We start from the raw sequence: 14,038 nt of genomic DNA, 5'->3' as shown, positions 1-14,038 counted from the left end.
TGGTCATCAGTCATCATCTCCGGATTCTTCCCAGCCGCTCTGATTGTAGCCACGGGCCGGTGTCACGATGTGGACGGGGTCGCCTTCCAGAAGGTCGGCAGGCGGGTTGTTGATGATGCGGTCATCCGCCGTGATGCCGGCCTGTACCTCGGTGGAGCTGTCCGCCATCTTGCCGACACGGATGTTCTTGAAGTGGACGGTGTTCTTCTGGTCCACGGTCGCCACCTGCATTCCTTTCTCCTGGAAGACGAGGGACCCCGTGGGAATCTTCAGCAGATGGGCGGCATTGTTGTTGGCCTTCAGCGAGACGGAGGCGAAGGTTCCCGGCCATAGGGCGTGGTCGGCATTGTCCAGCGTGAATTCGGAGACGGCCGTTCTCGTGTTGGGGTCATAGCCGAGGGATGCCGTCAGGAACTTGGCCGTGAAGATGCGGTCCGGATACTGCGGCACGTGGACTTCCGCCGTCAGCCCGTCCGTCAGCATGTAGGAGAAGATTTCCGGTACGGAGATGAAGAGACGCAGGCGGTGCGTGTCCGCCACGGTGAAGAGTTCGGAGGCCCCACCAGTGGCGTTGAGCTGTCCGCCCCCGCTGTTGACATAGTCACCCACATTGATGGAGCGGGCTGTCACGACACCATCGAACGGTGCCACGATCTGCTTGAACTTCTCCAGGGCGGCGAAGTGGTCCACGTTGCGCTGGGCTGCCTCCATCTTGGCGTAGGCGGCCTGCTCATCCGCCGTGGCGACGGAGACGGACTGCCCGGACACGGCCTGGGAGTGTCCCATGGCCCGCCAGCGGTTGGCCGTCACGGAGGCCAGATTGTACTTTGCCTTCTGGGCGTCAAGGTCCGCCAGGGCCTGGGCGTACTGGGCATCCAGTGCCGGGGCGTTGATTTCGGCCAGCACGTCCCCCTGATGGACGACGGCACCGTAATCCTTGTACCACATCTTCACGTAACCGGAGACCTGTGCATAGATCGGTGCCTGATACCAGGCGTCGATCGTGCCGGGGAGCGTGAGGCTCACCTTGCTGTCCGCCTTGTGGGGCAGGATGATGGCCACGTTGGGCACGGCACTCTGTTCCGCCACGTCATGCAGGTGGGCGTTGTGGGCCATGCGGCCGAGCAGCAGCACGATGATGTAGAGGCCCAGCACAAGGGCGATCAGGCCGAGCAGTAATTTGTGTTTGCGGGACATGCTGGCCATCAGACGGTCTCCTTATGACGCGCGGTACGGTTGTGGATGATTGCATAGACACAGGGAACGAAGAGCAGCGTGGACAGCGTGGCGACAATCAGCCCGCCAATCACGGCCCGGCCCAGTGGAGCATTGGTGGAGTTGGAGGTCGCCATGGGGATCATGCCCACGATCATGGCGAGGGCGGTCATCAGCACGGGGCGTATGCGCTCCCGTCCGGCTTCCGTCGCCGCCCGGAGGGCATCGCCATGCAGCTCGATCCGCTCCCTGGCGAAGGACACCACGAGGATGGAGTTGGCCGTGGCCGTTCCCATGCACATGATGGCTCCCGTCAGGGCCGGGACGGACAGGCGTGTCCCGGTCAGGAACAGGGCCCAGGCGATCCCGGCCAGTGCGCCGGGCAGGGCGGTGATGATGATGAACGGGTCCATCCAGGACTGGAAGTTGACGACGATCAGCAGGTAGATCAGCACGATGGAGACCATCAGACCGATGATGAGCTGGCCATAGGCCCCGTACATGGTCACGGCGGCCCCATGAATCTCCGTTGCGGCCGTCTTGGGCAGCAGGGAGGTCGTGTCGCTGATGACCTTCTTGACGTCCGTCAGCACGGCCCCGAGGTCCCGTCCTTCGGTGGAGACGTAGATGTCCACCTCCGGCATGGAGTTGAAGTGGGACACCTCACCCGGCGTGCCGGTCGGCACGACGGTGCTGATGCTGCCCAGAAGCTGGTCGCCCGTACCGGTCGGGTTGCCGTCCCCCTTGTCCACCGGAATGGTCAGCAGGTCGCTCAGATGCGTCAGCTGGTCCTGCGAGACGTAGGTGTTCAGCGGGAAGGTGACGTCGTTGCTGGGGTCGAGCCAGAACTGCGGGTCCACCGTGCTGGAACCGGAGAGTGTCATCAGCTGGTTGTTGGCGAGGTCGGCCTCGGTCAGGCCGGTGGCCTGGCTGAAGGTCCGGTTGCCACGGATCATCAGCGTCGGTGTCTTCATCGTCTGCTGGATGACGACATCGGCAGCCCCCGGGATGTGCCGCAGGCGGGTCATGATCTTGCGGGCATAGTCATAATTGTCGGCAATGTCCGGCCCGTTGATCTGGATGTCGATCGGTGCGGGAGAGCCGAAATTGAGGATCTTGGCCGTCAGGTCCGCCGGCTGGAAGGTGAAGACCGTCCCGGGGAAGCGGGCGGAGAGGTCCTTCCGCAGCAGGGCACGATAATCCCACACGGGGGAGGCCTCGTTCTTCAGGGCGATGGTCAGGTCGCAGTCCTGTGTCCCGATGGTCGGTGTCGGGATGAAGGCCTGGTTGTGCGCTCCTTCCGGCAGGCCGCAGTTGCTGACGATCTCTTCCACCTGGCCGGGCAGGTCCTGCTCGATGCGGTCGGAGACTAGGGCGGCAATACGGCCCGCAACCTCGATACGGGTACCCAGCGGGGCCCGCATGTGCATCTGGAGGGCGTTGGACTTCGTCTCCGGGAAGAAGTCCCGCCCGGCCGTGAAGTAAAGCCCCAGTGACAGGACGGAAATGCCAAGGAAGATGCCGACAAACAGTCCGCGCTGCTCCACGCAGCGGACCAGAATGGCGTAATAGCTGTCCCGGAAGCTGTTGAACCGTTCCTCAAAACCCCGCTGGAAGCGGATGAAGAAGCCCATGACACCGCTGCGTGGCGGCAGGGGAGCGGAATGGTTGTGGCTGTCCGTCCCGTCGCCACGGTTGGCCGGGTGACCGGCCGCCACGGCGGCGGCGTTGGCCTCGGCGGTATGCTGCTCCCTGTCCGGGATGTCATGGCCGCCATGACTGGCCAGCAGGTATTTTGCCATGGTCGGGACCAGCGTCCGGGAGAGGACGAAGGAGGCGATCATGGCGAAGATGATGGCTTCCGCCATCGGGCGGAAGAGGTAACCGGCCACGCCGTCCAGCTCGAACAGGGGCAGCCACACGATGCAGATGCAGGTGGTGGAGACGAAGGTCGCCGTCACGATCTGGTTGGCGGCATCGATGATGGCAGGTTCAAGCTCCTTGCCCATCTCGAGATGGGTGTCGATGTTCTCGATCATCACCGTGGCGTCGTCCACGAGGATGCCGACCGCCAAGGCCAGTCCGCCCAGTGTCATCACGTTGATGGATTCCCCGGCCCAGCTCAGTCCGATGACCGAGCAGAGGATGGCCAGCGGGATGGAGGTGGCGATGATGACGGTGGACCGCCACGAGCCGAGGAAGAGCAGCACCACGATGCCGGTCAGGAAGGCGGCTGTGACCATCTCCCGCACCACGTCCTTGATGGCGTCCTTCACGAAGATGGAGGCGTCGGTCAGGATGCTGACCTTCACGTCATCCGGCAGGACGGCCCGCAGGCGGGGGAGGGCTTTCTTCACGCCATCCACCACGTCCAGCGTGGAGGCCTCGCCGCTCTTCATGACGACGACCTCGACGCCCTGACGTCCCTTCACGAGCACGAGGTTCGTCTGCGGATGGCCGCCACGATAGACGTCCGCCACGTCGTGGACGTAGATCACCGCATTGCCCACCCGTTTGACCGGAATGTTGCCGATGGCCTTCATGCTCTTGGGGGTGGCGTTGGTCTGCACCATCCAGTCCACGGCGTCGATCTTCTGGTCACCGGCAGGCAGGACGATGTTCTGGTCATGCATGGCGTTCTGCACGTCCATGGCCGAGAGATGGTGCGCCCGCAGCTGGTCCTGGTTCAGCGTGACCATCACGAAGCTGTCCATCCCGCCATAGGGGTGCGGCACCACGGCCCCCTCGACGGTGACCAGAAGCGGACGGACACGGATCATCGCCAGCTTGTAGAGGTCGGACGGCGTCTGCTTGTCCGAGGTGATCTGCAGCGAGATGACCGGAACGGAAGACGCATCCAGCCGCATGATCATCGGGGCTGGGATGTTCACCGGCAGCTGCTTGATGACGGTCTGGGAAATGGCGGTCACTTCCGCCTCTGCCTCGCCAATCTCAGACCCGGGCTGGAAGAAGATCGTCACGATCCCACGCCCGTAATAGGAGTTGGACTCCATGTGCTCGATGCCCTCCACGGTGGAGGTCACCATCAGCTCGTAATTGTAGATGATGCGGCCTGCAAACTCTTCAGGCAGCATCCCGCCATAGGTCCAGACGGCAGAGACCACCGGGATCTTGATATTCGGAAAGACGTCAGTCGGTGTTTTGAAGACTGACATCACCCCGAACATCACGATCAGGATGGACAGTACCACAAAGGTCAGAGGCCGCTTCAGTGCGGTGACGACAATGGCATTCATGGGTAGAACTGTTCCAGTTTTATTCCAGAGGCAGAAGGAAGTTGTAACAACTTAGGCAAAAAAGGCGGGGAGGCGTATTAAATACTGTTTTAGTCTGCTTTATGACGGCCCTGTAAGAAAAGTCATTATTGTCCGCAGGTTAGGGGAGAGGGTCTTTTTTCTGACGAAACATTCCGTGAGGGGACCGTTCAGAGGGTGATTCGGGTTACGGGAATGTCATGAGTTCATGAAAGGGCGGCATCTCCATGCGGGCCGCCCTTTTTTCATGAGGGGTCAGTTCTTGGGCAGCTGGGCAGGCGTTTCCAGCTGGGGCAGGTTCTGACGTATGCGCCGGACGGTCCCTTCTTTCACCGCCCGGGCGTTGTTGCCCCAGCTCTGCCGGATGAAGCTGACGAGGTCGGCAATCTCTTTGTCGGAGAGCGTGTCGGCAAAACTGGGCATGGCGAAGGCCGATGGTGTCGTCGGCAGGGCATGGGTGCTGTCACCGGCCAGGATGATGTGGATGAGCGACGTGGCATCATCGGTCATGACGACGGGATTGCCCGCCAGAGGGGGAAAGACCGTGCCATAACCGGCTCCGTCCGTGCGGTGGCAGGCTGCGCAGCGGTCCACATAGGTCTGCGCTCCCGGCTGGGAGAGATCGGCCTGACGCAGCCTTTCCGTCGTCGTGGGGTCGTAGACCCAGGGCGTTTCCTTCCGTGCCGGGGCCAGCTGCTTCAGATAGCGGGCGATGGCGTGGAGGTCGTCATCCTTGAAGGCATGGGCACTGTGGACGATGACGGGCGTCATGCCGCCAAAGCTGGCTCCCGTCCGTGCCCGGCCCGTGCGGAGGAAGTCCACGATGTCCTGCTCGCTCCAGCGGCCCAGGCCCGTGCGGTTCTCCTGCCGGAGGGAGGGAACGACCCACTGTTCCACCACGCCACCGCCGGAGAGGAAGAGCGGCCCGTCCTTGGCGGTCTGGGCCTTCTCGTTGAGGGTGATGCTGCGGGGGCTGTGGCAGGCCCCGCAATGGCCGGGGCCTTCCACCAGATAGGCCCCACGGGCGAGGACGGGGTCGGAGAACTGGTTGTTGGTGCGGAGCTGGGCCGACTGGATGGAGGGAGAGAACAGCCACCGCCAGATGTGCAGCGGCCAGCGCATGGAGAGCGGCCAGATCAGTCCGTTCGGGGGAGGGGATACGGGCTGTGGAGCGACGCCCCTCTGGAAATAGACATAGAGGGCGTGGATGTCCGCCTTGCTCAGCCGGGCATAGGACGGATAGGGCATGGCCGGATAGAGGGCACTTCCATCCTTGCGGATGCCCAGCTGGACGGCCCGGGCAAACTCGGCCTCGGTATAGCGGCCGATGCCGTGGACGGGGTCTGGCGAGATGTTGGTGGAGTAGATGGTCCCTATGGGGAGCTTGAAGGGCATTCCTCCGCTGTAGGGCGCACGGCCGGGCTGGGTGTGGCAGGCGGCACAGTCTCCCAGTACCGCCTGATAGTGGCCTTCCTCGATCAGGCCGGCAGGCAGGGGAGAATCCGTAGCCAGTGCGGGGCGGGCTGGCAGGCCGGAGCTTCCTAGGCCGAGCAGGCCCAGCCCTGCCAGAAGGAGGGCACGGGCGGAGGACAGGCGTTTCCTGATGGTGGGACGGGGGGAAAGGACGGTCATGCGCTTACCATCGGGCCGGGATTGCGGAGATAGGTCCGGCGGATGTGGTGGGCGGACCAGTAGGCCAGTGCGGCGACCAGCCCCGTCGGGTTGTAGCCCATCCCCTGCGGGAAGGCACTGGAGCCGATGACGAACAGGTTCGGCACATCCCAGCTCTGGAGGTAGCGGTTCAGGGCACTGGTTTTGGGGTTCTCCCCCATGATGACGCCACCGTTGAGGTGCGTGGTCTGATAGACCCGGCTGTCGAAAGGCTGGCCCGGCTGGAGGCTGTTCAGGCTTGTCCGTGTGGCACCCATCGCATGGGCGATGTCCCCGATATGGCTGACGACATGCTGGTTCATGCGGATGTCGTTGTCCTTCCAGGTGAAGGTCATCCGGAGGAGGGGCTGGCCGTAGGCATTGGTCCATGTGGGGTCGAGGTCGAGATAGACATCCCGGTAGGCCATGTTGCTGCCGTGGGCATCAATGCCGAGCGAGTGCCGGTACTGGTCGATCATGGCCGACTTGTAGGCACTGCCCCAGCGTGGAGCCCCTTTCCCCCCGCTGCCTTGTGCGGCGGCGATGGGTTTGAGGCCGGCCTGGTTGACCCAGATGGGCGAGCCGCCGATGAAACCGAGCCGGCCCCGGTCGAAGCCGGGGTGGTTGAAATCGTCGATGGCCACACCGGCCCCCCCCGCTCCGACGAACTGGCTCGTGAAACGGTCTTCCGGCAGCCAGACACGGGAGGAGGTGATGGTCTGATAGGTGAAGTTGCGGCCTATCGTACCGGTCTGGGTGACGGGGTCATAGGGCTGCCCGATGCCGGAGACCAGCATGAGATGGACATTGTGGAGCTGGAAGGCACTGAGGATGACGAGGTCGGCTTCCAGCGTTTTTTCAGTGCGGCTGCTGAGATCGACATACCGCACGCCGGTGGCCTTCTTGTGGGTGTCATCGAGCATGATCTCCAGGACCTGCGCCTGCGTGATGAGCGTGAAACGCCTGTCCTGCCGCAGGGCGGGCAGGATGTTCACGTTGGGCGAGGCCTTGGAATAGAGGTAGCAGGCATAGCCGCTGCAATAGCCGCAGAAGTTGCACGGCCCCATCTGGCAGCCATAGGGGTTCGTGTAGGGCTGCGACGCATTGGCGGCGGGGATGCTGAAGGGATGGTAGCCCATGTCGGTGGCGGCGGCACGGAACACGCTGGCCGAGAAGGTGTCCGCCATGGGGGGGAGGGGAAAATGGTCAGAGCGGTCCGGGGCAAAGATGTTGCCCCGGCCCGTCTTCTGCCCTCTTACGGACGAGGCCTCCCCGGAGGTGCCGAAAACCTTCTCCGCCTTGTCGAAGAACGGTTCCAGCTCGCCATAGGTGACACCGTAATCCTGAAGGTGCATGTCCTTGGGGATGAAGTTTTCCCCGTAGCGTTCGATGGTGGCACTGCGCAGGCGAAGGTCATCTTCCGTGGCCCGGAAATGGCAGCCTGACCAGTGCAGCCCGGCTCCTCCGACCCCCTCTCCTGGCAGGAAGGCCGTCAGCTGGCGGTAGGGCAGGGCCGTCTGGTCCGGGCGGTTGCGGATGGTCAGGGACGTGCGGGCCAGTTTCTGGAAGAGGCGTTTGCGTATGGCCCCCCGCAGCTCGTCAATCGAGCCGGGATAGGTGCCTTCCACGGCCGTGCTGTGGTCGTGCCCGCGTTCCAGCATGGTGACGTTCAGCCCGGCTTCGGTCAGTTCCTTGGCCATGATGCTGCCGGCCCAGCCGCCGCCGATGATAAGGACGTCCGGTCTGGTGGGGGTGGATGTTTCGTCAGGCATGAAGGGTCAGCCCTCCTCGTCGGTCTGGAAAGCAGAGCTGTACGGATCAGGTCTGGCGGGCATGCCGACCGGCCCGAAAGGATAGGGGGCACCCTCCTGATTGATCCAGTCCATGAAGTCCGCCCGGGCACCGGGGAAGCCCATCATCTTCCAGCCCCCCATGTCGTGGTTGCCCCCGTAGGCGGGGTCGGCGAAGGCTCCTTCCAGCGTGTTGGTGCGGAGCTGCTCGAAGAAGGCGGCACCGGGAATGTCGTTGAAGCGGAGCCTGTTGTTTTCCATGTCATGCAGGACCTCGTCCTGCCGGTCCGGAGGAAGGGCGGCGAACAGGGCGTTGTAGGTCATGAGGCAGTGCGTGTTGATGGGGGTGATGGTGCCCCGGTAAAGGTCCCGGGGGTTGTATGGCAGCTGATAGCCCAGCTCGGGCGGCCCCTCGTGGAAAGGGGCCTTCATGTACCAGAGATCACCGAAGCCATAGGGCGTGGACATCTGCCTGTCGATGAAGCGGGGAGCACCAAGGGCCTGAGCCCCCGGGCCGTTCTCATCCTGCGGGAAGATGCGCTCGCAGGCATGGCAGAGAAAGAGATATTCTTCCTGGCTGAAAAAGGTGGGTTTGTAATGGGCCGGATCGTTCTCCGGCACTTTCGGAGCCTTCTTGTCCGGTTCGGCTTCTGCCGTACGGCTGAGCAGGGGCACGCTGGAGAGCGAGGCCGCTCCCCCCATGAAGCCACGCCGGGACAGCGGGGCTGAAGCACCGTAAGAGCGGGGAGGAGAAGATGATGTCATCGCACGGTACGGCCCGGTCCTGAACAAGAACAATTATCTGAAGGGATGCCAGAATGGGAAAAATGACAGCAGAATACAAGTTAATCTGCTGTCATTCCTGCTGTCCGGTTTCTTTATCCCCCGTGAGATGGTTTACGATTCATTACTGGGGGAGGGTCAGCATACCCGGGGGCGGAGAGTGGATACGGGTGGCAGGGGCTGTTTGGTCCATGCCTGTATCGGTCTGCCTTGGCCAGTTACTTGTGGCTGTACTTGCCGCCCCGGCGGCATTACTCACGGGCCGGGCTGCCGTTGCGGTCGCCCCGGTCAGGACAGTTCCGGCCATCGGCTGGGTACCGGCCGCACCCGGAGCGGGAAGGTCCGTGCCGCCCAGGTCCTGGCTCTGGATGGTCGTGGCGTTGAGCGGGGTGCCGGTGGCATCCGTCAGCCAGGAGGAAAGATGACTGCGGACCTGATATTCCAGCTCGACATTCATGTCGTCCATCAGCTGCGCATTGAGGGTATGGAGATTGTGCTCCAGCCCCAGCTTGCCGGGGGCATCAATCGTGCGCTGGACATGGGCCGTGATGAAGCCATGATGGTTGTGCGTCACGTCATCCACGTGCAGCTGGACCGTGTAGCTCCCGCTGAGGGCGTGGTGGGGAGCCTTGGTCATCTCGATTTTCGTGATGGCGAGGTTGGCCGTCCCGGAGGACCCCGTGGCATGGAGACGCTGGTGCCCCATCAGGGCCAGCGTGTCGGCCGGGTTGGTCGGGCTGCTGGATGACAGGTCATCACCATCCGGGCGGGCCTGGTTGCTCACGTCAACCTGGGCAACATTCAGGTTGAGCGGCGGAAGGTAGCTGTAGTCCGGTGCGGGAAATTTTTCCTCGCTGGAGCCTCCGGAGGCACAGCCGGCCAGCAGGGAAAGCCCGCAGAACAGCCCCAGGATGGAGACAGAGGGACGCAGCTTCATGCGGCTGACCAGATGGGGCCTTCTGGCACTATGATTCGTCATGGTTTTCATGTCCGGCATCTGTTGTCTTTTCGTGATTCTGCGGAGGGGATTTCTTCCAGCGTTCCCTGCCCGGCAGGCCAGCCGCCTGACCGGCCCTGAAGATGGAAGACCGCACCCAGAGTTCAGATGAAAATGGAAAAGATGTTCGGTTTTGTCCAGCCTCTTCCTGCTTTTCAGCAGCCGGTGCGGGGGTGGCCGGGATGAATTCTTCCCACAGGGCGGAGGCCCGGCCCACGCCGTAATCTTCCAGACGGAAGGGATGGGCGTGTCTCAGTTCCTCCACGCAGTGCGGATTGCTGATGAACCATGACAGCAGGAAGACCGGCACGAGCGGGAGGAAAGGGCTGTCTCCCAGCAGGAGCCGTGTCGCAGGGTGATAGAAGAGGGGTTTCCGGTCCTTTGGAGGGGCCTTCCGGCCCGTGGGGGTATACCAGAAGAGATAGAAGGTCTGCCCGTCTTCTTCATCGCTGAAACGGCAGGCCACACCTTTCTCTGTCGGCATGGTCAGTTCGGCCCGCAGCATACGCCCGCTGAAGGGAGAGGTGGTCATGGTGTGCGGGCCGACGGGCTGGGTGTCGAGCAGGTGCCTGAGGCGTCCCGGTGCGAACGGGGCGGTGGGGGTGTCCGGCCGTATCCCGTCGTCATCCGGCAGGGAGGCGGGGGACAGGAGGCGCAGCCTGGTGCCGACAGCCGCCTGGAACCAGAGGCCCAGAAGCTGGAACTGGGCGACGGACGGCAGGCTGGTCAGGGGGACCAGAGAGTCATGCAGCCCTGTGCCGTCATCCGGCAGGGGTGTCTCACCGCTCAGCAGGGCTGCGCAGAACTGCTGGAGGGCAGGGCCGATGGCCTCCATGATCTGCCCGTTCCAGTGGCTGTCCAGCGCAAGGGCGTGGCAGGCCAGAATCTCATCATCGGAGGACAGCCACCAGCAGGCTTCCTGCCCGGTTTCCGTATGGTGGAGGCTCAGGACGTCCAGCCCGTCCGCAGGGGCACGATAGCGTGCGCTGGCCTGCCAGCCGGGATAGAGCCGTGTCAGCGGCTGCCCGCCCCTGTGAAGGGAGGGGGGAAGTCCGACCGTCATGACGGTCCGGCGGTGCCTTCAGCCCGGCCCGCAGGTAGGCTGTCACGGTCGAACGTGAAGGCCGTGTTGCAGAAGTGGCATTCCATGGAGATCACGCCATCCTGGGCCATGTGGTCGAGGTCATCCCGGCTGAAGCGTTCCAGCACGCTCTGGAGGCGTGTCCGGCTGCACCGGCAGCCGAAGGAGAGCGGTCTGGCGGGGGCCAGCTCCACGCCCAGCGTCCCGAAAAGCCGGGTGATGAGCGTGGCGGGGGAAATGGACGGGTCGAACAGCTCGTCAGCCGCCAGGGTCTGACCGAAGGTGCGGGCCGTCTCCCACAGGTCCTGGATGGTGGCCTCGGCATGTTTCTGGTCGTCATTGTCGACCAGGGGCGTGCTGTCCGGCAGGCGTTCCAGCACGAGGGCACCGGCCTGCCATCCCGCTTCCGTATGGCGGGAAAAGAGATGGATGGCGCAGTCATGCTGTTCACTGGTCTGGAAGTAATGGACGGCCATTTCGGAGAGGTCCTTGCCCTCCAGCCCGACAATTCCCTGATACAGTTCCGTGTTCGGTCCCTGGTCCACGGTGAAGGCCATGTAGCCCTTGCCCAGAAGGCCGGGGGCATCGTCCGGCAGGGGGGTGGGGTGATCCTCGGCCATGCGGGCCGTGAAGCGCAGCTCGCCCGTATCGGTGCAGTCCGCCAGAAAGAGGGAGACCGGCCCATCCCCTTTTACTTGAAGGGAGAAGGACCCTTTGAACTTGAGGGCGGTCGCCATGGCGGCCACGAGGGCGAGGGCCTGCCCGCCAAGGAGGCGGACCGGCTCCGGCAGCCCGTCGTGACGGGAGAGGATGGCACCGGCCAGCGGGCCGAGCGTGATCAGCCGTCCCCGGACGGGAACATGGCCAAGATGGAAGGGCGTGATGGCATGGGCGACCGTGAGGTCAGGCACGTCATGCGGGCGTCTGGCTTCCGTGGAGGGCGTGGTTTCTGTCACCGGGGTCATAATCCTCTCTGTCCGGCCTGTCCTGTCTTCCATCCTGAACGTTTCCCCCCGTGCGGGAGGAGGATCAGGATGGAAGACAGGTCAGAATTCAGCTCTGATAGGCTGAAAGATCGTCTTTCTCCAGACACCAGAGCAGAAGTCCCTTCTGGGCATGCAGGCGGTTTTCTGCTTCATCGAACACGACGGAGGCCGGGCTTTCAAAAACGGCCTCGCTGACTTCCTCCCCTATATGGGCAGGCAGGCAGTGCATGAACAGGGCATCCGGTGCGGCAAGGGCCATGATGGCCTCATCCACATGGTAGGGGCGGAAGATTTTGAGGCGTTTTTCCGCATCCTTGTCCCCCATGCTGACCCATGTGTCCGTGATGATGGCATCGGCTCCTTCCGCAGCTTCCCTGGGGTCGTGGGTCAGGTGGATGTCACCGCCATTCCCGCGTGCCCAGTCTACGGCGACCTCGGAGGGGATGAATTCCCCTTTCGGCGTGGCCAGATGGAGGGTGAAGCCGAGACGGGCCGCCGCCTCGATCAGGGAGGTGGCGACATTGTTGCCGTCACCGATCCAGGCCAGTTTCCTGCCGGTGATCGGGCCACGATGCTCCTCGAAGGTGAGGATGTCGGCCAGAATCTGGACGGGGTGGGAGATGGGTGTCAGCCCGTTGATGACGGGGACGCTGCTCCAGCGGGCGAGTTCCCGCAGGTTTGCGTCCGTACCCGTCCGCAGGGTGATGACGTCCAGAAAGCGGGACAGGACCCGGGCCGTGTCGGCGATGCTCTCGCCACGGCCCAGCTGCATCTCTGACGGGGTCAGCACGTTGACGGTCCCGCCAAGCTGCTTCATGCCGACCTCGAAGGACACGCGGGTGCGTGTGGAGGGGCGGGACATCATCAGCCCGAGCGCACGGCCGGCCAGCGGCAGGCCGGGGCAGAGCGGGTGCCTGCGCCCCTGCTGGAGGGCCTTGACCCGGGCGGCAAGCGAGAGGATGTGCCGCAGCGTCTCGGTGGAGTGGTCCTTGATGTCAAGGAAGTGACGGGGCGATGAGGCGTTGCTGGTGCCCATGCACGGGTCTCCTTACTTGTTGGCAAGGGCGTGAGCGGCACGCCCGATGCGGGTGCAGGCTTCCTGACAGTCAGCCTCGGTTGCGATGAGGGGCGGCACCAGGCGCAGCACGTTGTCGCCTGCACCGATGGCCAGCAGGCCCTCGGCCATGACGGCGGCAAGAACATCACCGGCGGGGATGCGGCAGCGCAGGCCCCGCATCAGCCCGACACCACGGGCTTCCTCAAAGATGGCGGGATGGTCCGTCACGCATTTCTGGAGCATCTCTCCAAAGGCCTGGCCGGTCCTGCGGACATGGTCCAGAAAGCCGGGGGCCAGTATTTCTTTCACCACGGCCAGACCGGCGGCACAGGCCAGGGGATTGCCGCCATAGGTCGTGCCATGCGTGCCGGGCGTGAGGTGTCTGGCCAGCTCTTCACGGGCCAGTACCGCTCCCAGCGGGAAGCCGCCCCCGATGCCCTTGGCGGAGGAGACGACATCCGGCGTGATTCCGGCCTGCTCGAAGGCGAAGAGGGTGCCCGTGCGGCCCATGCCGCTCTGCACCTCGTCAATGCCGAGATACAGACCTTTCTCATCACACAGGGCACGGAGCTGACGGAGGAACTCATGATGCGCCGCCCGGATGCCGCTTTCCCCCTGTACGGGTTCCAGCAGGATGCCGGCCGTCTGGTCCGTCACGGCGGCCCGCACGGCGTCGATGTCGTTGAAGGGCACATGGTCGAAGCCATCCACGGGCGTGCCGAACCCTTCAAGATAGGCCGGGTTCCCGGTGGCGGAGATGGTGGCCAGCGTCCGGCCGTGGAAGGCGTTGCTGAAGCAGATGATGCGGGTGCGTTCAGGATGGCCGTTCCTGTACTGGGCACGCCGGATCAGCTTGATGAGACCTTCGTTGGCCTCCGCTCCAGAATTGCAGAAGAGGACGGAGTCCGCAAAGCTGTTCGCCACCAGCAGGTCGGCCAGTGCCCTGGCCTGCGGAACCTGATAGAGGTTCGAGACGTGGATGACCTTCCCGGCCTGTTCGGTGATGGCCTTCACGAGGGCCGGATGACTGTGCCCGAGGGAGGAGACGGCAATCCCGGCTCCGAAGTCCAGATAGCGTCGTCCATCCGTGCCGGTGAGCCAGAGGCCTTCGCCATGATCAAAGGCGAGGTCAAAGCGTTTGTAATTCGGCATGATGGAGGCGATCATGATGGACGCGTTCCCGGTCTGAAAAAACAATGACACG

Annotated in this window: 10 protein-coding genes; all 10 read right to left on the bottom strand. The window is 63.6% G+C overall.

Annotation, left to right across the window (positions count from 1 at the left end; genetic code table 11):
* Positions 1-6: 6 nt before the first annotated feature.
* A complete protein-coding gene (locus CPA56_RS06885) occupies positions 7-1,206 on the bottom strand; it encodes an efflux RND transporter periplasmic adaptor subunit (RefSeq protein WP_182041281.1) in 1,200 nt (399 codons plus the stop codon).
* Positions 1,206-4,472 (bottom strand): efflux RND transporter permease subunit, encoded by a 3,267-nt coding sequence (locus tag CPA56_RS06880; RefSeq protein ID WP_182041280.1) that lies wholly within the window; start codon positions 4,470-4,472, stop codon positions 1,206-1,208. Before CPA56_RS06880 ends, CPA56_RS06885 begins: the two co-directional genes overlap by 1 nt.
* Positions 4,473-4,745: 273 nt before the next feature.
* Entirely contained in the window at positions 4,746-6,122 is a 1,377-nt protein-coding gene (locus tag CPA56_RS06875; protein ID WP_182041279.1) for a c-type cytochrome, read from the bottom strand.
* Positions 6,119-7,912 carry a GMC family oxidoreductase gene (locus CPA56_RS06870; protein ID WP_182041278.1) on the bottom strand — a complete coding sequence of 598 codons (1,794 nt, stop codon included), beginning with the start codon at positions 7,910-7,912 and terminating at the stop codon, positions 6,119-6,121. Before CPA56_RS06870 ends, CPA56_RS06875 begins: the two co-directional genes overlap by 4 nt.
* Before the next feature lie 6 nt (positions 7,913-7,918).
* Positions 7,919-8,695 (bottom strand): gluconate 2-dehydrogenase subunit 3 family protein, encoded by a 777-nt coding sequence (locus CPA56_RS06865; protein ID WP_182041277.1) that lies wholly within the window; start codon positions 8,693-8,695, stop codon positions 7,919-7,921.
* 142 nt (positions 8,696-8,837) lie between these two features.
* Positions 8,838-9,692, bottom strand: coding sequence for a hypothetical protein (locus CPA56_RS06860; protein WP_182041276.1), 855 nt, complete (start codon positions 9,690-9,692; stop codon positions 8,838-8,840).
* Positions 9,679-10,773, bottom strand: coding sequence for a hypothetical protein (locus CPA56_RS06855; protein WP_182041275.1), 1,095 nt, complete (start codon positions 10,771-10,773; stop codon positions 9,679-9,681). The genes CPA56_RS06860 and CPA56_RS06855 overlap by 14 nt, the downstream gene beginning before the upstream one ends.
* Entirely contained in the window at positions 10,770-11,756 is a 987-nt protein-coding gene (gene hslO, locus CPA56_RS06850) for an Hsp33 family molecular chaperone HslO (protein WP_182041274.1), read from the bottom strand. The genes CPA56_RS06855 and hslO overlap by 4 nt, the downstream gene beginning before the upstream one ends.
* Positions 11,757-11,844: 88 nt before the next feature.
* Positions 11,845-12,813, bottom strand: coding sequence for an ornithine carbamoyltransferase (gene argF / locus CPA56_RS06845; RefSeq protein ID WP_182041273.1), 969 nt, complete (start codon positions 12,811-12,813; stop codon positions 11,845-11,847).
* A gap of 12 nt (positions 12,814-12,825) precedes the next feature.
* Positions 12,826-14,001, bottom strand: coding sequence for an aspartate aminotransferase family protein (locus CPA56_RS06840; RefSeq protein WP_182041450.1), 1,176 nt, complete (start codon positions 13,999-14,001; stop codon positions 12,826-12,828).
* Between the last annotated feature and the right edge of the window lie 37 nt (positions 14,002-14,038).

It is taken from the genome of Bombella mellum, assembly GCF_014048465.1.
Taxonomy (GTDB): domain Bacteria; phylum Pseudomonadota; class Alphaproteobacteria; order Acetobacterales; family Acetobacteraceae; genus Bombella; species Bombella mellum.
The sequence above is the reverse complement of the archived record's forward strand: the minus strand, read 5'-3'. Positions and strand labels throughout refer to the sequence as shown.